Raw genomic sequence first — 22,389 nt, forward strand, 5'->3', positions numbered from 1 at the left:
TGGCGACCCGTCCGGGCAGCCCCCTCGCCGAGGCGCAGGAACCACACGTACGCGGAGGAGGGCGACCGCGCCGCAGCGGAGGCTCACGATGGGTTCTACTCTCGGCCGCTGTCGGCACGGCCGCCGCGCCACGGAGGCGGAGTGGCCGACCTGCGGGCCTCCTCCTTGCGGTGCAGGACCCGGTTCATCTGGCTGCGCAGCCGGTCCTGCAGCCGGTCCGCCAGTTCATGTCCCGTGGCTTCCTGGGCATGCACGACCACGAGGGCGTTCCCCACGACGAGCTCGGCTCCAGCGGACCAGGGCCGCTCGGCGTGGTGCGCCACTGCCCTGGCGACCCTCACCGCACCGCTCACGGCTGGAACCCCGGGCCGGCCGAGGACCGCGTCGACCTTCTCCCGGAGGTATGCGACGGCTTCCTCGTCCACATCGCCTTCCACACGCACCTCTACGGCGGCGGTGCTGGTGACCTGGGTGCTGGTGTCCTTGGCAGTCATGTGCTCCGCTCCTTCTGATCGTTTCGCAGCGGCTCCAGACTCCTGCGATCACCGGTCCCGGCCCAGGGCTGTCGGGCCCCAGCAGCGGGCCATTGGACCTTCACCCTGGGGATGGTGCGATTCGGGTATGTGTGACCCGTTCGGCTTCGGCTTCCCAGAGCATGAGAGCCGTGGCACCTGACCACTGAAGGGGGCGACGGGCCGTTTCGTACTCTGGCGGCAGAGGTATCTCATGGCCGCGGGGCACTATGGGTGGACCACAGGGCCGCCCGGCCCTGGCCCTTCGGCCCGGATACGGGAAAGGATCTCTGAACGGGGGACCGATTCCGTCCACGAGCGGACATCGGTGCGGAACGCGGAACCAGGGAGCAGTTTGATGGCGGACAGCGAGCAGCCCGGCGCCGGCAACCCGATCCGGGTCTTTCTGCTGGACGACCACGAGGTGGTGCGGCGCGGGGTGCGCGACCTGCTGAACGACGAGCAGGACATCGAGGTGATCGGCGAGGCCGGCACCGTGGAGCAGGCACTGGTGCGTGTCCCCGCGTTGCGCCCGCAGGTGGCCGTCCTCGACGTCCGTCTGCCGGACGGCGACGGCGTGACAGTGTGCCGGGAGCTGCGCTCCCGCATGCCGGAGCTGGCCTGCCTCATGCTGACCTCCTTCGACGACGAGGAGGCGCTGCTCGACTCGATCATGGCGGGCGCCTCCGGATACGTCCTGAAGCAGATCCAGGGCTCGGACCTGGTGTCCGCCGTGCGCACCGTGGCCGGAGGCCAGTCCCTGCTCGACGCCAGTGCCACCACCAAGCTGATGGCCCGGCTGCGCGGCGGCCAGCAGGAGGAGCAGCAGCCCGACGGACTGCAAGGCCTGACCGAGCGGGAGCGGGAGATCCTGGCTCTGATCGGCGAGGGCCTGACCAACCGTCAGATCGGCCAGCGCCTGTACCTGGCTGAGAAGACGGTGAAGAATCACATCTCCCGTCTGCTGGCCAAGCTTGGCGTCGAGCGCCGCATCCAGGCCGCTGTCATCGCCACTCAGGTCCAGGACCGGCAGCGGCAGGAAGGGCACTGAAACCGGGAGACCGGCACAGATGAGAACGAATCGCTAGTACGGCCCGGCGAGGATCCCGCTCTCCTGCGAGGAGTGGCTCAGGCCGGAGACAGGGTTTCGCCGCCGTTCGCGTCAGCAGCGTTCGACTCCGCAGGGCTTTCCGAGCGCGTCAGCTCGAACTCCACGTCGACCACACCCTCGACGGCCCGGACCAGGCGCGCGGCCACCGGGACCAGGGATGTGTCCCGGGCGTGGCCGATGAGCTTCACGACGCCGTTTCGCACTTCCACCTGCACATCTGACACTGGCGTCGGGAAGAGATGCGCCACGACCTCCCGCCGGACCTCCTCGGCGATCTCCTCATCGGTCCGCAGGAAGACCTTCAGCAGGTCCGCGCGGCTGACGATGCCCTGCAGCATGCCCACGTCGTCTACGACGGGCAGGCGTTTGACCTTGGCGTGCGCCATGGTCCGTGCGGCTTGGGCGAGTGTCGCGTTCGCGTGCAGGGTGAGGGCGGGGGAGGTCATGAGGTCCTCGGCGGTCAGGCCGCCGGCCTTGGCCAGGTCGTCGAGGCGGCGCAGCTGGGTGGCCCGGTCGGGGTCGCTGTCGCGGAACTCCTCCTTGGGCAGCAGGTCGGCCTCGGAGACGACGCCGACCACGCGGCCCTCGCCCTCCAGGACAGGCAGGGCGCTGACCTTCCAGTCCTGCATGAGCTGCACGATCTCCTTGAAGGCGGCCCGTCGGCCGACGGCGGCGACGGTGTGGGACATGACGTCGCTGACGATGTGCGGGGTGCTGTGCACGGTGACTCCTTCATCCAGTCAGCCCGCTCACACGGCGCTGCCGGCGCCGTAGGGGGCGTAGAGGTCCAGCAGCCGGGCCCTGGTGGTACGGAGGCGGTGGGCCAGCACGTCGCCGGCCCACTGGGTGACGGCACGTCCGAGTGCCGGGTCGTCCTGGCAGAGGGAGCGGACGGCCGTGGCGTCGAACTCGTAGGCCCGTACCGGTGTCGCCGCCGTGGCGCCCAGATGCCACACGTGCGGCGCAAACAGCCAGGACAGACCGACGAGTTCGTTGTGGCCGAGGGTCTCGATGACGGCGTGGCGCCGGCCGGGGACGTGCGTGTCGAGATCGACGGACCCGGTGCGGATGATCCAGAACCGGTCCGCACGTGCCCCTTCCTTGAAGATGCGCGTCCCCTGAGGGAAGGACACCTCCCGAGCAAGACGCATGAGCCGTTGCCGGTGCTCGATAGGCAGCGCGCGCAGCATGCTCGGGGTGTTCATGGCCGGCCTCCCGGTCAGGGTGTACGGACTGACGCCTCCAGCTTGTGGCGCCGACTCGGACCGTGCGAGGGGCCAATGGGGCCGGAGCAGGGCCATCCGGCCCCAGAGCAGATGACAGTGAAGACGGCCGCCGCCCCCGTGTCGGCGAGGGCGGCGGCCGCGGCGCGAGGATCATGCCTCCCCAACACGAGACTCGCGCGGAAGCCCTCGCGGCTCATGGGGTGTACGGGACCCATCTCGAACGAGCCGTAAGGACACGGCACCGCCGGCCGGTTGGCATCGCGTCGCGAGCCCGGCCGCAGCTCCTGCCCTCGATGGTCCAGCTCGCAACGGTGCTGACGATGGGGCTGGGCGGGCCATGCCATGGACCGAACGGCCCATGTCCTGTGGACAGGAGCAGCGGGAAGCGGCCGAGTTGGGCTGTCCAGGCTTGCGACAGCGGGACCATCGGGGTCGGGCGTGGGCCGTGTGGCCGCTGACTGTGCGCGCCTGAGAGGCAGAAGGATCAATCGCGGATCGACTCACCCACACCGGTCCGTAAGGAGCCACAGCCATGCCCAGAACCACAGGAGACGGAAAGGGGACAGCGCCCACGACGGCGCTCGGCCTTCCCGCCGCCTCCGCGCTCGTGATCGGCAGCGTCATCGGCACCGGGGTGTTCGCGCTGCCCTCCACCCTCGCCCCGTACGGGCCCATCTCCCTGGTCGCTTTCATCGCCGTCACCCTCGGCGCGCTCGCGCTGGCTCTGACCTTCGGGGTGCTGTCCAAGCGCGTTCCGGCCAGCGGCGGCCCGTACGTCTACGCCCGCGAGGCCTTCGGGGAGTTCGCCGGGTTCCTCAACGCCTGGTCGTACTGGATCACCGCGTGGGCGGGCAACGCGGCCATCGTCGTCGCCTGGGTCGGCTACGTGGAGGTGTTCGTCAATACCGGGCACCAGAAGTGGATTTCGGTGCTCCTCGCGCTGGTCGGGCTGTGGATTCCCGCCGCGATCAACCTCACCGGAGTCCGGAACATGGGCGCGTTCCAGGTGATCACGACCGTGCTGAAGTTCGTGCCGCTCATCTTCATGGCCACCGTCGGCCTGCTGTTCATCGACGCCCACAACTTCGGCCCGTTCAACGCCAGCGGCCAGTCGGCGCTGGGCGCGATCTCGGCCGCGGGCGCCATCGCCCTGTTCAGCTACCTGGGGCTGGAAGCAGCCTCTGTCGTCGCCGGCCGGGTCCGCGAGCCGGAGCGCAACGTCGCCCGCGCCACCGTCTACGGCACGCTCATCTGCGCCGTCATCTACATCCTGGGCACCCTCGCCGTCTTCGGCACCGTCGCACACGGCAAGCTGGGCGGATCCACCGCTCCCTTCACCGACGCGGCGAACAACATCTTCGGTGGAACCTGGGCCGGCGACATTGTCGCCGTCGCCGCGATCATCTCCGGGATCGGCGCCCTGAACGGCTGGACCATGCTGTGCGCCGAGATGCCGTACGCGGCCGCCCGCGACGGCCTCTTCCCGCAGGCCTTCGCCCGGCTGCGCGGCGAGAGTGGCGTCCCGGCCTTCGGTATCGTCGCCTCCACGGTGCTGGCCTCGCTGATCACCGTGTTCAGCTACACCCGCTTCGACGACGTCTTCACCAAGATCGTGCTGCTCAGCGTGCTGACCGCCGTCATCCCCTACCTCTTCTCCGCCGCCGCCCAGCTGTACTGGCTCCTGGTCCGCGGCCGGGAGAACCTCAGCCCCCGCAGACTCGCCCGTGACACCACCGTCGCTGCGCTCGCCCTCGCCTTCTCGTACTGGTCGATCCAGGGAAGCGGTTACCAGACCGTCTACTACGGCCTGTTCGTCCTGCTGCTCGGTGTCCCCGTCTACGTCTGGCTGAAGCGGGGACAGGACACCTTCGGCGAGGCCACGGCGCCGAAGCACACGGCGACCGTGGACCGGGCGGAACGCGCACCCGAGACGCCCCCGCCGGCCCAGCGGCTCTCCCGAGGGCTCCGTACCAACCGCATCGGCGGGCCGCGGAAGCGCAACGACTTCCGCCACCACGACTGACCGCCCCCAGCACAGAGGAACCTCCGCGATGAACACCTTCCACGTCGACTCCGAGGTCGGCCCGCTGCGCCAGGTGATCCTGCACCGCCCCGGCCTCGAACTCTCCCGCCTCACCCCGCGCAACGTCGACGCCCTGCTCTTCGACGACATCCTGTGGGCCAAGCGAGCCCGCGAGGAGCACGATGCCTTCGCCCAGGTCGTGCGCGACCACGGCGCCCGCGTCCACTACTTCGCCGACCTGCTCGCCCAGACCCTCGACGTCCCGCAGGCCCACGACTGGCTCCTGGACCAGGTCGTCACTCCCGGCACCGTAGGCCCGGCCCTCATCGACCCGGTGCGCGAACTGTGCGCCGAACTCGACGGGGAGACCCTCGCCGGCTATCTGATCGGCGGCCTCCTCAAGAGCGACCTGCCGCTCACCACCCCGCACAGCCTGGTGTGGAACGCCCTCGGCCCCGATGACTTCGCCCTCGCCCCGCTGCCCAACCACCTCTTCCCGCGCGACAACTCCTGCTGGGTGTACGACCAGGTGTCGGTCAACCCGATGGCCAAGCCCGCCCGGCGGCGCGAGAGCCTGCACGCCGAGGCCATCTACCGGTTCCACCCGATGTTCGCCGGCGTCGCGCCCGCACCTCTGCTCGACGGACCCGTCGGCACCCTCGAAGGCGGGGACGTCCACGTCCTCGGCAACGGAACCGTCATGGTCGGCATGGGGGAGCGCACCACGGCCCAGGCCGTGGAGAACCTGGCCACCCGGCTCTTCACGGCCGGCACGGCGCGCAGGCTGATCGCCGTCCAACTGCCCGCAGCCCGCGCGTACATGCACCTGGACACCGTGCTGACCATGGTCGACCGCGACGCCTTCGTCATCTACCCGGGCCTCGCCGACTCCCTGCGCTCCTGGACGCTGCGGCCCAGCTCCGAGCGCGAGACCGGTTTCGACGCCACCGCGAACTCCGATCTCGCGACCGCGCTCGCCGAGGGCCTCGACCTGGACAAGGTGCGGATGCTGTCCGCACCCCAGGACATCCGCAACGCCGAGCGCGAGCAGTGGGACGACGGCAGCAACTTCCTCGCCGTCGCACCCGGCGTGGTCGTCGGCTACGAGCGCAACGTCACCACCAACACGTACCTGCGCAAGCAGGGCATCGAGATCGTCACGATCGCCGGTGCCGAACTCGGCCGCGGCCGGGGCGGCCCCCGGTGCATGAGCTGTCCCGTCGAACGCGACCCGATTGCCTGACTCCGTAAGGACACCCACCATGACCGTCGACCTGCGAGGCCGCTCCTACCTGAGCGAACTCGACTTCACCGCCCCCGAGATCCACCACCTCCTCGATCTCGCCCACGACCTCAAGACGGCCAGGCATGCCGGCACCGAACAGCCACAGCTGGCCGGCAAGCACATCGCCTTGGTCTTCGAGAAGACCTCGACCCGGACCCGCTGTGCCTTCGAGGTGGCCGCCACCGACCAGGGCGCCCGCACCACCTACCTCGGCCCCGGCGACACCCACGTCGGCCACAAGGAGTCGATCGCCGACACCGCCCGTGTCCTCGGCCGCATGTTCGACGCCATCGAGTACCGGGGTTCCGCCCAGTCGATCGTCACCGAACTCGCCGCCCACGCCGGCGTTCCCGTCTACAACGGACTGACCGACACCGCCCACCCCACCCAGAGCCTGTGCGACATGCTCACCATGCGCGAACACAGCACCAAGCCGCTCACGGACGTCAGCTACTGCTACCTCGGCGACGCCCGCAACAACATGGGCAACTCCCTGCTCTCGATGGGTGCGCTGCTCGGCATGGACGTACGCATCGCCGCGCCCAAGGCGCTGTGGCCGGACCCCGCACTGGTCGCCACATGCCGTGAAGTGGCCGACCGGAGCGTGGCGCGCATCACCCTCACCGAGGACGTCGAGACCGCCGTACACGGCGCCGACTTCCTGCACACCGACGTCTGGGTCTCCATGGGCGAACCGACCGACACCTGGCGTGAACGGATTGAACTGCTGCTCCCTTACCAGGTCAACGACAAGACCCTGACCCTCACCGGCAACCCGGATGTGAAGTTCATGCACTGCCTGCCCTCCCTCCACGACCACCGCACCCGCCTCGGCCTGGAACTCTTCGAGACCTACGGCCTCAACGGACTCGAAGTCACCGACGAGGTCTTCTCCTCGCCCGCCTCGATCGTCTTCGACCAGGCCGAGAACCGGCTGCACACCATCAAGGCCGTACTCGTCGCCACCCTGGAGGACTGAACCATGCGCATCGTCGTCGCCCTCGGCGGCAACGCCCTGCTGCACCGCGGCGAACGCCCCGACGCCGCCGTCCAGCAGGCCAACATCGACCGGGTCGCCACCGCACTGGCCGCCCTCGCCCACGAACACGAGCTGGTCATCACCCACGGCAACGGCCCGCAGATCGGCCTCCTCGCCATGGAGAGCGAGGCCGACCCCGCGCTCAGCGCCCCCTACCCGCTGGACCTGCTCGGTGCCCAGACCGAGGGCATGATCGGCTCCCTGCTCACCCGTGCCATGCACGACGCTCTGCCCGGGCACCGGATCGCCGCCCTCGTCACCCACACCCTCGTGCGGACCGACGACCTCGCCTTCGAACGGCCCACGAAATTCGTCGGCCAGGTGTACTCCGCGCCAGTGGCCAAGGCACTGGCCCGCAAGCGCGGCTGGCACATCGCCCGGGACACCACCGGCTGGCGGCGCGTCGTCGCCTCACCCGCACCCGAACGCATCCTGGAGACCGACACCATCCACGAACTCCTGAACAGCGGAACCCTGGTGATCTGCGCCGGCGGAGGCGGGGTCCCCGTCACCGCCGACCGCGATACCGGCGCACTGACCGGAGTGGAGGCCGTCATCGACAAGGACCTCACCGCAGCCCTGCTCGCCGAGGACCTCAAGGCGGACTTTCTGCTCATCCTCACCGACGTCCCCTACATCTACGAGGGGTACGGCACCTCCGATCAGCACCCGCTGCTCGATGCCACCCCCCGGGAACTGCGGCACGGTGGGTTCCCGTCCGGCTCGATGGGCCCCAAGGCCGAGGCGGCTGCCCGGTTCGTCGAGCACACCGGAGGTCTCGCTGCGATCGGCGCCCTGGACGCGGCCTACGAGATCGTCCACGGCAGGTCGGGCACGCTGATCCGGCCCGACCTCACGGTCGGGTGACAGAGGGAGTGGCCGGTCCCGCTCCATGCCGCGCACCCACCGGTTTTTATCGCTGGCCATTCCACTCGCGAAAGGCGGCGACCGCGGTGGGCAGCGTGGGGAAGATGAGCTCCGTGCCCACGGAGTCCGCCAGGCCGTAGCAGGCCGACCGTGACCGCGAGGGCCGCGGCCAGCGATGCGTAGCGCCCCGCGTCCCCGTCGGCGAGTGGGCCGACCACGGTGGCCGTCATCAGAGCGGTCGTGGATTCGGGTCCCACCGACAACAGGCGGGAGGACCCGAACATCGCGTACAGGGCGAGGGCGGGCAGGATCGCCCACAGCCCGGCGACCGGTGGCAGCCCGGCGGCGCCCGCGTACGCCATCAGCTGTGGCACGAGGTACGCCGCCACCGTCACGCCGGCCAGCAGGTCGCCCCTCAGCCACGAACGCCGGTAACCGGTCAGGGCACCGAGGCCGGGCATGAGCCGCCACCACCACGGGAAACGTCCGCCTGAGTCCTGAGCCACGTGCCGCCCCTCTCCGTCTGGGCCCAGCATCCACGGCCGCGTGATCATCCGCGACACCCGCCCGGGTGTTCACCTGCCCGGTTCGCCGCCTCCAGCCCAACCGGTCACGGATGCCGGGACGTTCAGCCCCACGGATGGAGACCTTTGGCATCCGGCGCGGCAGCAGGCATCGGACGAGAGTGAGACACGTCAAGGAGACGACGATTCATACATCCCCGAAGGGACCACCATCATGGCCGCACAAGAGCACGCTCACGGGAGCCCGGGCTTCCACCTGTCGGCCGCCTTCCGCTGGCACCGGACCGGCTCCGAGTCCGCCGTGTCCGCACGTCTCGACACGCACACCGCGCAGGCCTACGCCCTCGCGTCCTTGCGCGTCCTGACCGGGTTCGTCTTCCTGTGGGCGTTCCTGGACAAGACCTTCGGCCTGGGCTACGCGACCGCCTCCGGCAAGGGCTGGATCGACGGCGGGTCTCCGACGAAGGGCTTCCTGGGTTCCGTCGCCGCCGGGCCGATGGAGTCGACGTTCCACTCGTGGGCCGGTGACGGGTGGGCGGACTGGCTGTTCATGCTCGGCCTGCTGGGCATCGGCCTGGCCGTCATGGCGGGTGTGGCGCTGTGGCCGGCCGCGGTGGCGGGCACGGCGATGATGGCGCTGATGTGGATCGCCGAGTGGCCGCCGGCCAGGCACCTGTCGGACGGCGCGCCGAGCATGTCGACGAATCCGTTCGCCGACTACCACGTGATCTACGCCGTCGCCCTGATCGCCGTGGCGGCAGCGGGCGCGGGCGCCATGTGGGGTCTGGGCCGGTGGTGGGCGCGGCTGCCGATCGTCCGCGACCACACCTGGCTGCACTGACCCGCACGCGGCGGGACGGACCTCGCCCCGGACGCGACCCGCCGACCCGTGTGCAGGGCCCATCGTCCCCGCTGAAGGACCAGCGGCCCCTGCCCTGAAGAACCCCCGACACGACGCTGGAATCGGGACCCCTCGGGGCCCGGTTCAGGAGGTGGAGAACATGCCCCGCACCATCACCGTCGGCCTCGACGGCTCACCCGAGAGCCGCGCCGCCGCGGAGTGGGCGGCCCGCGAGGCGGAACTGCGCGGACTGCCGGTCAAGCTCGTCCAGGTCTGGGAGCCCGTCCCGGAGCCCATGGCCCAAGCCCCGCTCCTCGGTGCCGAGACGCACCAGCACTGGACCGAGAGGATCCCCCGCGAGTCCGCCGAGGGCCTGCGGCTGCGCCACCCCGGAGTCGAGGTGACCACCGAGCAACTCACCGGACGGCCCGCCGAAGCCCTGGTCAACGCGGCCGAGGACGCCGACATGCTCATCCTCGGCTCACGTGGCCTGGGCGGGGTCGGCGGCTTCCTGGTCGGCTCGGTCGGGCTCGCGGTCGTGGCGCACGCCCGGCGGCCCGTGGTCCTGGTCCGCGCCGGCGAGCAGGCCGCGGACGAACACGAGATGGACCCGGCGGGCATCCCGTCCGCGGCCACTGGGTTCCGTCCCGTCGTCCTCGGGCTCGACATCGCCGGCCCCGACGAGGCGCTGATCGGGTTCGCCTTCGAGGCCGCGGCGCGACGCTCGGTGCCGCTGCGGGTCGTGCACGCCTGGAACCCGCCGCCCTACTACGCCTACGGCATGGCCCTGGAACCCGCGGTCGAACGGGAGATGGCGAAGGGCGACGCCACAATCCTGAGCGAGGTGCTGCGCCCCTGGCGGCAGAAGTACCCCGACGTCGAGGTGGTCGAGCAGGCCGACTTCGGCAGCCCCTCGCTCCTCCTGATCGACGCCTCCCGCGAGGCCTCCCTGGTCGTCGTCGGCCGCCGTATCCGCCGCTCTTCCGTCGGCGCCCACATCGGCACCGTCACCCACGCCGTCCTGCACCACTCCACCGCACCCGTCGCCATCGTCGCCCACGACTGACGCACCTTTCCAGAAGAGAGAACAGACCATGAAGGCAGCGGTCGTACGAGCCTTCGGCGAGCCCCTGGTCATCGAGGAGCGCCCCGACCCCGAGCCCGGCCCCGGCCAGGTCCGCATCCGTGTCGAGGCCTCCGGGCTGTGCCACACCGACATCCACGCCGCGCACGGCGACTGGCCCGTCAAGCCCACCCCGCCCTTCGTCCCCGGTCACGAATGCGTCGGCGTCGTCGAGAAGCTCGGGGAGGGCGTCACCCACCTGTCCGTCGGGCAGCGGGTCGCGATGCCGTGGCTCGGCAGGGCGTGCGGGCGGTGCGAGCACTGCTTGTCCGGCTGGGAGACGCTGTGCGAGCAGCAGGTCAACACCGGGTACGGATGCGACGGCGGGTACGCCGAGAAGATGCTGGCCTGGGCCGACTTCGCCCAGCCCGTGCCCGAAGGCGTCACCTCGTTCGACGCCGCGCCGCTGACCTGCGCGGGCGTCACCACGTACAAGGCCCTGAAGGTGGCCGACGTCCGGCCCACCCAGCTTGTGGCGATCTCCGGCGTCGGCGGCCTCGGCCACCTCGCCCTGCAGTACGCCAAGATCGCCGGGGCCACCGTCGCGGCCATCGACGTCACCGACGACAAGCTCGAACTCGCCGCGGAACTCGGGGCCGACCTCGTCATCGACGCCCGCAAGCAGGACGTCGGCAAGGAGCTGAAGAAGCACGGCGGCGCCCACGCGGCCATCGCCCTCGCGGTGAACCCGGCCGCGTTCGAGGCGGTCAACTCCGGTCTACGGCGCGGCGGCAAGCTCGTCATGGTGGCGCTGCCCGCTCACGGCAGGCTCCAGGTCCCGATCTTCGACACCGTCCTCAACGGCACGTCCGTGATCGGCTCCATCGTCGGCACACGGCAGGACCTCACCGAGGTCTTCCAGCTCCACGCGGCCGGCCGCACCAAGGTCATCTACGAGACCCGTCCGATCGCCGCCGTGAACGACTCCATCGACGCCGTGCTGCGCGGTGACATCAAGGCCCGGATCGTCTTCGACCTGGACGCGGGACGGTGAGCACGATGGAACTCCCCCTGGTCGTCGGCGTCGACGGCTCCGAGCCGAGCCTGCGCGCCGTCGACTGGGCGGCCGACGAAGCCGCCCTGCGGGGGCTGCCGCTGCGACTGGTGTCCGCCTCGCTCTGGGAACGGTACGAAGGCACCTCACTCGCGGACGATCTCGGCAAGCCCTCGGACCAGGTGATGGCCAAGGACATCGTCGAGATCGCCGCACGCCGGGTCCGTACCCGACGGCCCGACGTGAAGGTCACCATCGACGTGCTGCCCGAGGAACCCGAGTACGCGCTGGTACGCGAAAGCCGCACCGCCGCTGCCATGGTTCTGGGCTCACGCGGCCGCAGCAGCCTGGCCGAGGCGCTGGTCGGCTCCGTCAGCGTGACGGTGGCCGGCCACGCGCACTGCCCCGTGATCGTGCTGCGCGGCTGTCACGACAACCGGGCCGTACCCGGCAGGGACGGCCGCATCGTCGTGGGCGTCGGCGAGGAGCCGACTGACGCGGCGGCGGTGCGCTTCGCCATCGACGAGGCACAGCGCCGAGGCGTGCCGCTGGAAGCCGTCCGGGCCTGGCGCTGCCCCGCGCACGAAACGACCGACCACCCCCTGCTAGCCGGCGAACCGGCCCGGCGGCACGAAGAGAAGGCGGCGGAGGTGCTGGAAACAGCACTGCGGGACCTCCCGGCCGATGTCGAGGTGCACCGCCGTACTGTCGAGGGCCACGCCCGCCAGGTCCTGCTCGGCGCCTCGGCCGACGCCGACCTGCTCGTCGTCGGGACCCGGCGCCGCGAGGGCCACTACGGCCTCCAGCTCGGCCGCGTCGCCCACGCTGTGCTGCACCACGCCACCTGTCCTGTCGCCGTCGTACCGAAGCGGGCGTGAGCGCAGCGACCGGCCTACAGGCCCGCCGCGTGATCCGGGACGTACGTCTGCAGATCGCGCGGTGGGCGCTCGTAGCCGGTCGACGGCGGCCGACGCGGCAGTTCCAGAACCGGTGGGGGCACATCGTGGTACGGGACAGAGTCCAGCAGGTGGGCGATCATGTTCAGCCGGGCCCGGCGCTTGTCGTCGCTCTCCACGACGTACCAGGGCGCCTCGGAGATGTCGGTGTGCACCAGCATCTCGTCCTTCGCCCGGGAGTACGCCTCCCAGCGGGTGATCGACTCCAGGTCCATCGGCGACAGCTTCCAGCGCCGCAGCGGATCCTCCAGGCGCCGCCGGAACCGCTCCTGCTGCTCGGTGTCGCTCACCGAGAACCAGTACTTGCGCAGCAGGATCCCGTCCTCCACCAGCATTCGCTCGAAGATCGGGCACTGCCGCAGGAAGAGCTGGTACTCCTCCCTCGTACAGAAGCCCATCACATGCTCGACGCCGGCTCGGTTGTACCAGGACCGGTCGAACAGCACGATCTCCCCGGCTGCCGGCAGATGCTCCACGTACCGCTGGAAGTACCACTGGGTGCGCTCACGCTCGGTCGGCTTCGGCAGCGCCGCGATCCGCGCCACCCGCGGGTTCAGGTGCTCGGCGACCCGCTTGATCGTGCCGCCCTTGCCAGCCGCGTCCCGCCCCTCGAAGATCACGACCAGCCGGGCGCCCTCCGCCCGCACCCACTCCTGCAGTTTCACCAACTCGGTCTGCAGACGGAGCAGTTCCTTCTCATACACCTCGCGCGGCAGCTTCGCCGCCTTCTTACCGGCCATGCCGCCTCCGCCACCGACGACTCACTGAGTCTCTCACGACCCACGGTAGGCCCCCGACTGTAAAGGAGTCCCTCACCATGACCGTACGCGTCGGCATCAACGGCTTCGGCCGCATCGGCCGCACCTATCTCCGCGCGGCCCTCGACCGCGCGGAGGCGGGAACCCAGGACGTCCACGTCGTCGCGATCAACGACATCGCCCCGCCCGCCACCCTCGCCCACCTCCTGGAGTACGACTCCACGTTCGGGCACATCGGACGCGAGGTCGTGCACGACGACAGCTCGATCTCCGTCGACGGCCGGCGCATCGTCGTCACCGCCGAGCGCGACCCCGCCACCCTGCACTGGTCCGACTACGGAGCGGACATCGTCATCGAGTCCACCGGCCGCTTCCGCGACCGCGACGCCGCGGCCCTGCACCTGAAGGCAGGCGCCCACACGGTGCTGCTCTCGGCGCCCGGTAAGGGCGTCGACGCGACCCTCGTGATGGGAGTCAACGACAACACGTACGACCGGCACCGCGACCGGATCATCTCGGCCGCCTCCTGCACCACCAACTGCCTGGCGCCGATGGTCAAGGTGCTCGACGAGAACTTCGGCATCGACCGCGGCCTGCTGACCACCGTCCACGGCTACACCAACGACCAGTCCCTGCTCGACGGCCCTCACAAGGACCTGCGCCGCGCCCGCTCGGCAGCCCTGAGCATCATCCCGACGAGCACCGGCGCCGCCCGCGCCGTCGGCCTCGTACTGCCGGAGCTGGCCGGTGCGCTGGACGGTATCGCCGTCCGGGTGCCCGTGGAGGACGGCTCGCTCACCGACCTCACGGTGGTGCTGAACCGCGAGGCCACCGCGGACGAGATCAACACCGCCTTCGCCGCGGCGGCCGAGGGCCCGCTGAACGGCATCCTGCGTGTCTCGACGGCGCCCATCGTCTCCCGCGACGTCATCGGCGACCCGGCCTCCTGCGTCTTCGACGCCGCGCTCACCCAGGCCAACGGCACCCTCGCCAAGGTCTTCGGCTGGTACGACAACGAGTGGGGCTACACCAACCGGCTGCTGGACCTCACCGCGCTGGTCGCCGATGACTGACGGCGAAAGGACGTGCGGCAAGTGCCGGCTGGCGGGGCGTGCTCACACCTTGAGGCTGAACCACGTCGTCTTCCCCTCGTCCGTGGGCCGCACGCCCCAGTCGTCGGCGAGGGCACGGACGAGCAGCAGGCCGCGCCCGGACTCCTCGTCCTCGGCCGCGAGGCGCGGCTGGGGGAGGTGAAGGCTGCGGTCGCTGATCTCCACGGTGAGATCGGTGTCCGTGCGGCACACATGCACCCCGATGGGCCCCTGGGCGTGCTGCACGGCATTGGTGAGGACCTCGGACAGCAGCAGGAGCGCGTCGTCCGCCGTGCCCGCGCAGTCCCACGTGCTCAGTGCCTTGCGGAGGAAGTCGCGGCCCGCCGGCACCGACTCGGGCGTGGCGGGCAGGTCCGTGGCGGCCATGGCCAGCGGAGCCGCGGGGAGCTGCGTCAGCAGCAGGGTGACGTCGTCGTGGCCGTCCGCGTCGGGCAGCAGTGTCGTCAGGACGTGGTCGACGGCGGTCTCCAGGTCGGGCACGGCGGTCGGGAGATCGTCCAGGATGGCGACGAGCTGGGTGAGCTTGTCCTCGATGTCGGTTCCGGGGGTCTCTATCAGACCATCGGTGTAGAGCACGAGGGTGGCGCCGGGCTCGATGGTGCCGCAGCACTGCTCGTAGATCATTCCGCCGACGCCGAGAGGGGCGTTCACGGGTGCCGGGAGCGGCCGGGTGCGTGCACCGGGGACGGCGACGAGAACCGGTAGATGGCCGGCGGAACACACCGTCACCTCACCCGTGTCGGCAGCGATGACCAGATAGCAGCAGGTGACCAATTGGTCGGGGACGTCGAGATCGGCGACGACGGTGTCCATCGCCTGCATCAGTTGCCGCGGTTGCAGCCCGGTCTTGGCCAACGCGTGTGCCGCCGAGCGGAGTTGCCCCATGACGGCGGCGGCCTCGAGCCCCCGGCCCATCACATCGCCGATCAGCACACCTACCCGGCCGGCGCCCAGCGGTATCAGGTCGAACCAGTCGCCGCCGACACCGGCCCCCTGGGTCGCGGGCCGGTAGCGGCTCGCGGTGGCGAGGCCGGGGATGGCGGGCGGCGTACCCATGAGACTGCGCTGCAGCGTCAGAGCGATGTGCCGCTGCTGCTCATACAGCTCCGTCAACTCAGCCTCGGCGCGCTTGCGGTCGCTGATGTCCCGCACGATCGCACACGCCCCGACGACCGCGCCGTCCGCCGCCCGGGTCGGCCACAGGGTGACGTCGACGTCCAGCAACTCACCGGAGCGGGTCAGCCGCAACGTCTCGAAGTGCTCGACCTTCTCACCCCGGCGCAGCCGTTCCAGGAGCGCGGTGATCTCGTGGTTCCTCGCGGAGGGTGCCAGCATGGACACGTGCCGGCCCAGGACCTCGTCCGCCGCGAACCCGTACAGCCGCTGCGCCGCGGCGTTCCAGTAGGTGATGTGGCCGTCCAGGGTTTTCGCGAGGATGGCGTCCTGCGATGACTCGACCAGCGCGGCGAGCTCGTTGATGCGCTCCTCGGCGGCTTTGCGTTCGCTGACGTCGCGTACGGCGGCGGAGACGAGGAGGCCGTCGGTGGTTTCCAGGGGGCTGAGGCTGATTTCTACGGGGAACTCGGTGCCGTCTTTGCGGAGTCCGTAGAGGTCGAGTCCGGCGCCCATGGGGCGGACCTGCTGGTTGTGGGCGTAGCCGTTGCGGTGTGCGGTGTGGTGGGTGCGGAAGCGGTGGGGGACGAGGAGTTCGACGGGGTGGCCCAGGAGTTCTTCGCGCTGGTAGCCGAAGAGGGCTTCGGTCTGGGCGTTGACGAGGCGGATGGTGCCGGTGTCGTCGACGATGACCATGGCGTCCGGCGCCGCCTCCAGCAACCCCCTGAACCTCTCCTCGGCGGCGCCCGGAACGCCAGTGGGGACTCGGGCGCCGCCCCGGCGCGTCTCAGGTGCCACCGTGTCGGCGGGATGCGGTGGTGCGGTTTCGATCAAGTCGTTCATTCTCGTCATCGCCCCCAGGCTCACGTTGAGACAGGTCATCCCAACGCAAACCTCGCGGATCTGTCGTGACAAGTCGTGTAGTGGACCCCTGGTGCCCGAACTTGTGCGCAGACGACGACCGCGGTGACCGTTCCCTGACGGCGTCCGCCCGGTCATTGCCAGAGCGTCGATGCACGGGCATGAATCCGGGGGAATAAGGGCCGACCGGCCCTCAAAGCAGCTCCGCACAGCCCATGGGACCCCGTCGTGACCCGCCTGATGCTCGAATCATCGAGAGGCTTGGAGGAGATCCCTGATGTCGGATGCCGTGCTCAACCGATCCCCGATTCACGCTCTGCTCGCTGATGGCACCACCGTGTGTATCCGTCCCGTTACCGCGGCCGACCATGACCAGGTGCAGGGGCTCTACAAGGAGATGTCCCCGGAGAACCGTCGGCTCCGGTTCTTCTCGCTGAGCCCCCGGTCCGCCGCCCTGGCCGCCGACCGGGCCTGCGCCCCCGCCCACCCCGGCTACCGGGCCCTGCTGGCCGAGACGCACGGTCAGGTGATCGGGATCGCCGAGTACGACACGGCGGGGGAGAAGGACGAGGCCGAGATCTCCATCGCCGTCTGCGACGGCCTGCACCACCGCGGAGTGGGCACCCTGCTCGTCGAGCACCTGGTCTCCACAGCCCGGACGGAGGGCATCACCACCTTCACCGCCGACGCGCTCAGCGAGAACCGCGAGATACTCCGGCTCTTCGCTGACCTCGGCCTGCGTACCGCCCGCCGGTTCGACGGGCCCGAGGTGCGCTGCACGATCCGGCTCGACGCCGACGACGCCTATCTGTCGGCCGTGGAGGCCCGGGGCCGGGCCGCCGACGTGGCCAGCCTCGAGCCGCTGCTGTGCCCGAACGCGGTCGCAGTCGTTGGTGCCGGACGCAAACCCGGCTCGGTCGGCCGGGCGATGCTGCACCACTTGAAGGCGGGCGGCTACACCCACCGCCTGTTCGCCGTGAACCCGAGCGTGAACCACATCCTCGGCGTGCCGTCGTACCCGTCCGTGAGCGCGCTGCCCAAGACCCCCGACCTGGTGGTCGTGGCCGTCCCCGCAGCCGCCGTCCCGGCCACCGCCGAGGAATGCGGCAAGGCCGGGGTGCGGGCGCTGCTCGTTGTCACCGCCGGCCTCGACGCCGGCCAGGCGCACACGCTGCTGGCCACGTGCCGCACCCACGGCATGCGCCTGGTGGGGCCCAACTGCCTCGGCATCTCCAACACCGACCCCGATCTGAGTCTGGACGCCACCTTCGCCGCCGACCACCCGCTCCCCGGGACCGCAGGCGTCGCCGTGCAGTCCGGCGGGGTCGGCATCGCGCTGCTCGACGGGCTGTCCCGGCTCGGCATCGGGGTGTCGTCGTTCGCCTCCCTCGGCGACAAGTACGACGTCAGCGGCAACGACATGCTGCAGTGGTGGGAGAGCGACGGCCGCACCGAACTGGCGCTGCTGCACCTGGAGTCCTTCGGCAGTCCGCGCGCGTTCTCCCGCACCGCGCGCCGCGTCACCCGCCGTATGCCGGTCCTGACCGTGGACGCGGGCCGTACCGAGGCGGGCCGCCGCGCCGCCGCCTCGCACACGGCGGCGGCTGCCACCCGCACCATGACTCGGCAGGCCCTGTTCACCCAGGCCGGCATCACCGCCACCCGCTCCGTCGGCGAACTCCTCGAAACCGCCGCCCTGATGCACTCCCAGCCGCTCCTCGCAGGAACGCGTGTCGCGATCGTCACCAACGCGGGCGGTGCCGGGGTCCTCGCCGCGGACGCCTGCACAGAGGCGGGACTCGCCCTGCCGCCGCTCCCCGCTGACGTCATCGACGACCTGCTCGCCGTGCTCCCGCGGGGCGCCGCGGTCGGCAACCCCGTCGACGCCACCGCCGCCGTCACCGAGAACCAGCTCGCGGACTGCGTGGACCGGCTGACGCGCCACCCCGGCGTCGACGCCGTCCTGGTGGCCCTCGTACCCACGGCGGTCGCCGCCGCGACCGGCGACGACCTCGTCCGGGCGCTCACCGACGCCCCCGCGCACCGGGCCAAGCCGGTTGCCGCCGTACGCCTCGAACAGGACCTGCCGGTCAAGCTGCTGCCCGCCACCGACGGTGGCACGATCCCCTCCTATGCCGAACCCCAGGCGGCGGCACGGGCGCTGGCCCACGCCGCACGCCGCGCGGCCTGGCTCGCCCGGCCCGTGGGCACGGTCCCGGAACTCGGCGGTATCGACACCACCCGTGCCCAGGAGATCACGGACACCTTCCTGGCCGCGCATTCGGACGGCGGCTGGCTCGACCCACGCACCTGCGCCGACCTGCTGGCCTGCTACGGCATCCCGCAGATCCCGTGGGCGTGGGCGGAGACCGAGGACGAGGCGGTCCTCGCGGCCCGGCGGCTGCGCGGCCCGGACGGCCGGGTGGTGATGAAGGCCCACTGGCCGGGGCTGGTCCACAAGAGCGAGCAGCATGCCGTGCGTCTCGACCTCCAGGGCGACGCCCAAGTCAGGGCAGCCTTCAGGGACTTCGAGACCCGGTTCGCGGGACTGCTCACCGGTGTGGTCGTGCAGCCGCTTGCCGCGCGCGGGACCGAACTGTTCGCGGGTGTCGTCCAGGACGAGGTCTTCGGCCCTCTCGTGCTGTTCGGGCTCGGCGGCACCGCCACCGAGGTCCTCGGCGACCACGCCGCCCGCCTGGCCCCGCTCACCGACCACGACGTCCACGACCTGATCACTGCCCCGCGCTGCGCCCCGCTGCTCTTCGGTGCCCGCGGCAACGGCCCGGCCGACCTCGAGGGCCTGGAGCAGCTGCTCCTGCGCCTGTCCCGGATGGCGGCCGACCTGCCGCAGCTCGCCGAGGTCGACTTCAACCCCGTGCTCGCAACCACGGCCGATGTCTCCGTGCTCGACGCGCGGGTACGGCTGGTGCCGCGCACGCCCCACGACCCCTACCTGCGCCGACTCCGCTGAGGAGGAACCCGAGATGAAGCACAACAAGATCGGCTCCGTGATGACCACGGACGTCGTCCGCGCCACGTACGGCACCCCCTTCAAGGAAGTCGCCCGGCTACTCGCCCACCACAGGATCAGCGGACTGCCGGTCGTCGACGAGGACGACAAGGTCATCGGCGTCCTCTCCGAGACCGACCTGATCACCCGTCAGGCCGAAACGCCCGACCCGTACGAGCCGAAGTACCACTCGCACATCCCGGCGTTGACACGCGACGGCAGGCGGAGGGCCGCGAAGGCGGCGGCCCGCACCGCCGGCCAACTGATGACCGTACCGCCCGTCACCGTGCGCGCCGAGGACACCATCGTCGAGGCCGCGCGGACCATGGCCCAGCACCACGTGGAGAGGCTGCCGGTCGTGGACGAGGAGGACCGGCTCGTCGGCATCGTCACCCGCCGGGACCTGCTCCGGGTCTTCCTCCGGCCGGACAAGGAGATCCGCGACGAGGTGGTCGAGGAAGTCCTCGTCCGCGCGCTGTGGCTGACCCCGCGGAGCATCGACGTCTCCGTGGTGGAGGGCGTGGTCATGCTTGCCGGCCAGATGGAGCGCAAGAGTGAGACGGAGATCGCCGTCTCCATGGCCAAGCAGATCGACGGCGTGGTCGCGGTGGTCAGCAATCTGACTTACCGCCTGGACGACAGCCACGTCCGGCCCGACGAGCCAGCCCTGCACGGCGTGGCCGAGGACTGGCTGCGGCGGCTGTGAGGGGGCGGACCGCCATGACCGGCAAGGTCCTGGTCGCGTACGGGACGACGAACGGATCGACTGCGCAGATCGCCGAGGCCGTCGCCCAGGTCCTGCGCAAGAACGGGCTGACGGCCGAGGCACGACCTGCACCATCGGTGGCGAACATCGAGACGTACGATGCGGTGGTGGTTGGGGGCGCGCTGTACACCGGCCGCTGGCCGAAGGACGCGCGCCGCTTCGTCCGCCGCCACCGCCGTGCCCTGGCCGAACGCCCCCTGTGGTTTTTCAGCAGCGGGCCGCTGGACGCCTCAGCCTTGGAGCGGAACATCCCGCCCGTGTCCGGCGTGCGGCGCGCCATGGACCGGCTCGGCGTCAGGGAGCACCTTACCTTCGGCGGCTGCTTGGAGGAGGGCGCGCGGGGCAGAGTCGCACGGATGATCCTCCGCAACGGCAAGGGCGGTGACTTCCGCGACTTCCCCGCGATCGAGGCCTGGGCGGAGCGGATCGCAAAGGAACTGGCGGCTGCTTAAGTCATCACCTCCTCGCCCTCGCACCACGATTCACGACACGACGGCGACCGGACACTGAGCTTCGCGCAACAAGGCCTGCACGAGGCTCGGTGTCCCGCTGGCGCCGCGTCCCACGACCAAGAGTGCGGCGGGCTCGGCGTGGTGGATCAAGGCCTCGACGGGGTTGAGCAGTACGACGTCCTCAAGCACCGGAACCCGCGAGTACTTCACCCGCCAAGGCCGCAGCGCGTCGGCCAGCAGCTGCACTTCGTGGTCCTCCCAAGTGGCGCGGTCCTCCTCAGGAACATCGAAGGGCAACTCCGCAGCGTAGGAGGGAAGTTCCCAGGCGTGTACGGCGTGCAGCCGTACACCCCGGACAAGGGCGGCGCCGAAGGCGAAGTCGACGGCCTGTTCCACCGGGTCACGGGCGTCCATCCCAAGGGTGACCTGTGAGGGGCGGCGTGCCGGAGTCACGACAGGGTCGAAGGCGTCCGGTATGAGTACTACTGGGCAGGCGGTCGCGGCTGTAAGCGCGAGTGCGGCCGGGCGCGTTGACAGGCTCGTGGTGTCCTCCCCCGTCGAGGGCAGGTTGAGCACGAGCATCGCCGCGGTACTCAGGTCCTTCGGCGGTGAGCCGTACCGCACCTCGAGCGCCAGGTCGCGCAGCGACGCCTCGTGCGCTGCCCAGTCCACGGCCGCCTGACTACGGCGTGTCCTGTTGACGCAGGCAACGATGACTCGACTCACGACGATCGCCTCCCTGGCACACGGGTGACCCGCTCTCACGCCTTCTACCGTGGCGACCGCCCCAGGACCGGCGCAGGGGCCGAATGGACCTGCGAGAGCCCTTGCGGCCCATATCCGACCAGGTCCCCTCAGGAGGACGCTGGCAGTACCGAGCAGAACAAGCGCAGGAGGTGCGCCCCATGCTGTCGCCCGTCATCGCCGGAGTAGACGGATCGGCCGAGAGCCTCGCCGCCGCAGAGTGGGCCGCCCGCGAGGCCGTGCGTCGTGACCGACCGCTGCGACTGGTGCACGCCTGGAACTGGCATCCCCGCCAGACGGAAGGGGAGCCGGCGAACGCCGCGCAGCGACATCTGGCGCGCCGCGTCCTGCGGCAGGCGGAAGAGCGCATCCGCAGCGCCGTACCTGGCGTGCACCTCACCGACGAGCAGGTCGAGGGCCCGGCGACCGCAGCCTTGCTGAAGGCCGCCGAACGGGCCGAACTGCTGGTCCTTGGCTCGCGCGGCCTGAGCGGCTTCACCGGACTTCTTGCCGGCTCCGTCGCCCAAGGGGTGGTCGCGAAGGCCACCCGTCCCGTGGTCCTCGTACGGACAGGGGAGGAGGCTGAGGACGAGCACGTCCCGGCGGACGACGGCAGCCCGTCCACCCGGACCGGCTACCTCGATGTAGTGCTCGGCATCGACCTCGCTGATGCCTGCGACGAGGTGATCGAGTTCGCGTTCGAGGAAGCCAAGTTGCGGCAGGCCCGGCTGCGGGTCGTGTACGCCTGGCAGCCGCCTTCCGCCATCAGCCTCGGCCCCGGAGACATCGCTCTGGTCAACGATCCCGCGCGAGCCGAGGAGTGGCAGGGCTTCCTGTCCGCTGTCCTGAAGGTGTGGCGGGACAAGTACCCCGAGACCGAGGTCCTGGAGACCGTTGTGGAGGGCAAGGCCTCCACCGCGCTGGTGCGGGCCGCCTCCGCGGCGAGCCTCCTCGTCGTCGGCCGCCGCCTGTCCGAGCAGCCGACGGTTCCGCGCATCGGTCCCGTCACCCATGCCGCCGTCCACCACGTCGGCTGCCCGCTGGCCGTCGTGCCCCACGAGTGAGAGACCGG

20 protein-coding genes and 1 pseudogene are annotated in these 22,389 nt (G+C 70.6%); 14 read left to right on the forward strand and 7 right to left on the reverse strand.

Features of this window, described 5'->3' with window-relative positions:
* Window positions 1–95 precede the first annotated feature (95 nt).
* Entirely contained in the window at window positions 96–494 is a 399-nt protein-coding gene (locus tag S1361_RS31885; protein WP_208035339.1) for a hypothetical protein, read from the reverse strand.
* Between the two features lie 376 nt (window positions 495–870).
* Between S1361_RS31885 and S1361_RS31890 the strand changes: the two genes are divergently transcribed.
* Window positions 871–1,563: a response regulator gene (locus S1361_RS31890; protein ID WP_208035340.1), complete on the forward strand. Its 693-nt coding sequence runs from the start codon at window positions 871–873 to the stop codon at window positions 1,561–1,563.
* Between the two features lie 77 nt (window positions 1,564–1,640).
* Here the strand turns inward: S1361_RS31890 and S1361_RS31895 are convergent, their stop codons facing one another.
* Complete coding sequence (locus tag S1361_RS31895; RefSeq protein ID WP_208035341.1) at window positions 1,641–2,345, reverse strand: CBS domain-containing protein; 705 nt, start codon at window positions 2,343–2,345, stop codon at window positions 1,641–1,643.
* A 27-nt stretch (window positions 2,346–2,372) separates the two neighbouring features.
* On the reverse strand, window positions 2,373–2,828 hold the full coding sequence (locus tag S1361_RS31900; protein WP_208035342.1) for a cyclic nucleotide-binding domain-containing protein: 456 nt from the start codon (window positions 2,826–2,828) through the stop codon (window positions 2,373–2,375).
* Window positions 2,829–3,456: 628 nt separating this feature from the next.
* On the opposite strand from S1361_RS31900, the gene S1361_RS31905 reads away from it, so the two are divergent.
* From S1361_RS31905 to S1361_RS31920, 4 genes are read left to right on the forward strand one after another with little or no spacing between them, the layout of a single operon-like run.
* Entirely contained in the window at window positions 3,457–4,872 is a 1,416-nt protein-coding gene (locus S1361_RS31905) for an APC family permease (protein WP_243769571.1), read from the forward strand.
* 28 nt (window positions 4,873–4,900) lie between these two features.
* Window positions 4,901–6,115: an arginine deiminase gene (locus S1361_RS31910; protein ID WP_208035344.1), complete on the forward strand. Its 1,215-nt coding sequence runs from the start codon at window positions 4,901–4,903 to the stop codon at window positions 6,113–6,115.
* Window positions 6,116–6,134: 19 nt separating this feature from the next.
* On the forward strand, window positions 6,135–7,136 hold the full coding sequence (gene argF / locus S1361_RS31915; RefSeq protein ID WP_208035345.1) for an ornithine carbamoyltransferase: 1,002 nt from the start codon (window positions 6,135–6,137) through the stop codon (window positions 7,134–7,136).
* Between the two features lie 3 nt (window positions 7,137–7,139).
* The gene (locus S1361_RS31920) at window positions 7,140–8,063 is read left to right on the forward strand and encodes a carbamate kinase (RefSeq protein ID WP_208035346.1); all 924 of its coding nucleotides are present in this window, start codon (window positions 7,140–7,142) and stop codon (window positions 8,061–8,063) included.
* A 137-nt stretch (window positions 8,064–8,200) separates the two neighbouring features.
* Here the strand turns inward: S1361_RS31920 and S1361_RS31925 are convergent.
* Window positions 8,201–8,524 (reverse strand): annotated as a pseudogene (locus tag S1361_RS31925) (SulP family inorganic anion transporter); the annotation flags it as partial.
* Window positions 8,525–8,801: 277 nt separating this feature from the next.
* Between S1361_RS31925 and S1361_RS31930 the strand changes: the two are divergent.
* From S1361_RS31930 to S1361_RS31945, 4 genes are all read left to right on the forward strand, one after another.
* Entirely contained in the window at window positions 8,802–9,428 is a 627-nt protein-coding gene (locus S1361_RS31930; RefSeq protein ID WP_208035347.1) for a hypothetical protein, read from the forward strand.
* A 160-nt stretch (window positions 9,429–9,588) separates the two neighbouring features.
* Window positions 9,589–10,494 (forward strand): universal stress protein, encoded by a 906-nt coding sequence (locus tag S1361_RS31935; RefSeq protein ID WP_208035348.1) that lies wholly within the window; start codon window positions 9,589–9,591, stop codon window positions 10,492–10,494.
* Between the two features lie 28 nt (window positions 10,495–10,522).
* On the forward strand, window positions 10,523–11,545 hold the full coding sequence (locus tag S1361_RS31940; RefSeq protein ID WP_208035349.1) for a zinc-dependent alcohol dehydrogenase: 1,023 nt from the start codon (window positions 10,523–10,525) through the stop codon (window positions 11,543–11,545).
* Between the two features lie 5 nt (window positions 11,546–11,550).
* Window positions 11,551–12,423: a universal stress protein gene (locus tag S1361_RS31945; RefSeq protein WP_208035350.1), complete on the forward strand. Its 873-nt coding sequence runs from the start codon at window positions 11,551–11,553 to the stop codon at window positions 12,421–12,423.
* 14 nt (window positions 12,424–12,437) lie between these two features.
* On the opposite strand, the gene ppk2 is transcribed toward S1361_RS31945, so the two are convergent.
* On the reverse strand, window positions 12,438–13,241 hold the full coding sequence (gene ppk2 / locus S1361_RS31950) for a polyphosphate kinase 2 (protein WP_208035351.1): 804 nt from the start codon (window positions 13,239–13,241) through the stop codon (window positions 12,438–12,440).
* 77 nt (window positions 13,242–13,318) lie between these two features.
* On the opposite strand from ppk2, the gene gap reads away from it, so the two are divergent.
* On the forward strand, window positions 13,319–14,332 hold the full coding sequence (gene gap, locus S1361_RS31955) for a type I glyceraldehyde-3-phosphate dehydrogenase (protein ID WP_208035352.1): 1,014 nt from the start codon (window positions 13,319–13,321) through the stop codon (window positions 14,330–14,332).
* Window positions 14,333–14,374: 42 nt separating this feature from the next.
* Here the strand turns inward: gap and S1361_RS31960 are convergent, their stop codons facing one another.
* Window positions 14,375–16,282: a PAS domain S-box protein gene (locus S1361_RS31960; RefSeq protein WP_425088088.1), complete on the reverse strand. Its 1,908-nt coding sequence runs from the start codon at window positions 16,280–16,282 to the stop codon at window positions 14,375–14,377.
* A gap of 340 nt (window positions 16,283–16,622) precedes the next feature.
* On the opposite strand from S1361_RS31960, the gene S1361_RS31965 reads away from it, so the two are divergent.
* The 3 genes from S1361_RS31965 to S1361_RS31975 are packed head-to-tail and all read left to right on the forward strand — an operon-like array spanning window position 16,623 to window position 20,573.
* Entirely contained in the window at window positions 16,623–19,316 is a 2,694-nt protein-coding gene (locus S1361_RS31965) for a bifunctional acetate--CoA ligase family protein/GNAT family N-acetyltransferase (protein ID WP_208035353.1), read from the forward strand.
* 13 nt (window positions 19,317–19,329) lie between these two features.
* Window positions 19,330–20,061 (forward strand): CBS domain-containing protein, encoded by a 732-nt coding sequence (locus tag S1361_RS31970; protein ID WP_208035354.1) that lies wholly within the window; start codon window positions 19,330–19,332, stop codon window positions 20,059–20,061.
* 14 nt (window positions 20,062–20,075) lie between these two features.
* Window positions 20,076–20,573 (forward strand): flavodoxin domain-containing protein, encoded by a 498-nt coding sequence (locus S1361_RS31975; RefSeq protein WP_208035355.1) that lies wholly within the window; start codon window positions 20,076–20,078, stop codon window positions 20,571–20,573.
* Between the two features lie 30 nt (window positions 20,574–20,603).
* On the opposite strand, the gene S1361_RS31980 is transcribed toward S1361_RS31975, so the two are convergent.
* Complete coding sequence (locus tag S1361_RS31980; protein ID WP_243769374.1) at window positions 20,604–21,299, reverse strand: universal stress protein; 696 nt, start codon at window positions 21,297–21,299, stop codon at window positions 20,604–20,606.
* A 179-nt stretch (window positions 21,300–21,478) separates the two neighbouring features.
* Here S1361_RS31980 and S1361_RS31985 point away from each other — a divergent pair, with 179 nt between their 5' ends.
* Complete coding sequence (locus S1361_RS31985; RefSeq protein ID WP_208035356.1) at window positions 21,479–22,381, forward strand: universal stress protein; 903 nt, start codon at window positions 21,479–21,481, stop codon at window positions 22,379–22,381.
* Window positions 22,382–22,389 lie beyond the last annotated feature (8 nt).

Source organism: Streptomyces cyanogenus (assembly GCF_017526105.1).
Lineage (GTDB): Bacteria > Actinomycetota > Actinomycetes > Streptomycetales > Streptomycetaceae > Streptomyces > Streptomyces cyanogenus.

Excerpts from the sequence above, each read along its gene's own strand:
- S1361_RS31910 (WP_208035344.1), top strand. The coding sequence starts at position 4,901 with ATGAACACCTTCCACGTCGACTCCGAGGTCGGCCCGCTGCGCCAGGTG.
- gap (WP_208035352.1), top strand. The coding sequence starts at position 13,319 with ATGACCGTACGCGTCGGCATCAACGGCTTCGGCCGCATCGGCCGCACC.
- S1361_RS31935 (WP_208035348.1), top strand. The coding sequence starts at position 9,589 with ATGCCCCGCACCATCACCGTCGGCCTCGACGGCTCACCCGAGAGCCGC.
- S1361_RS31900 (WP_208035342.1), bottom strand. The coding sequence starts at position 2,828 with ATGAACACCCCGAGCATGCTGCGCGCGCTGCCTATCGAGCACCGGCAA.
- S1361_RS31890 (WP_208035340.1), top strand. The coding sequence starts at position 871 with ATGGCGGACAGCGAGCAGCCCGGCGCCGGCAACCCGATCCGGGTCTTT.
- S1361_RS31930 (WP_208035347.1), top strand. The coding sequence starts at position 8,802 with ATGGCCGCACAAGAGCACGCTCACGGGAGCCCGGGCTTCCACCTGTCG.
- argF (WP_208035345.1), top strand. The coding sequence starts at position 6,135 with ATGACCGTCGACCTGCGAGGCCGCTCCTACCTGAGCGAACTCGACTTC.
- S1361_RS31885 (WP_208035339.1), bottom strand. The coding sequence starts at position 494 with ATGACTGCCAAGGACACCAGCACCCAGGTCACCAGCACCGCCGCCGTA.
- S1361_RS31975 (WP_208035355.1), top strand. The coding sequence starts at position 20,076 with ATGACCGGCAAGGTCCTGGTCGCGTACGGGACGACGAACGGATCGACT.
- S1361_RS31920 (WP_208035346.1), top strand. The coding sequence starts at position 7,140 with ATGCGCATCGTCGTCGCCCTCGGCGGCAACGCCCTGCTGCACCGCGGC.
- S1361_RS31945 (WP_208035350.1), top strand. The coding sequence starts at position 11,551 with ATGGAACTCCCCCTGGTCGTCGGCGTCGACGGCTCCGAGCCGAGCCTG.
- ppk2 (WP_208035351.1), bottom strand. The coding sequence starts at position 13,241 with ATGGCCGGTAAGAAGGCGGCGAAGCTGCCGCGCGAGGTGTATGAGAAG.
- S1361_RS31970 (WP_208035354.1), top strand. The coding sequence starts at position 19,330 with ATGAAGCACAACAAGATCGGCTCCGTGATGACCACGGACGTCGTCCGC.
- S1361_RS31985 (WP_208035356.1), top strand. The coding sequence starts at position 21,479 with ATGCTGTCGCCCGTCATCGCCGGAGTAGACGGATCGGCCGAGAGCCTC.
- S1361_RS31940 (WP_208035349.1), top strand. The coding sequence starts at position 10,523 with ATGAAGGCAGCGGTCGTACGAGCCTTCGGCGAGCCCCTGGTCATCGAG.
- S1361_RS31965 (WP_208035353.1), top strand. The coding sequence starts at position 16,623 with ATGTCGGATGCCGTGCTCAACCGATCCCCGATTCACGCTCTGCTCGCT.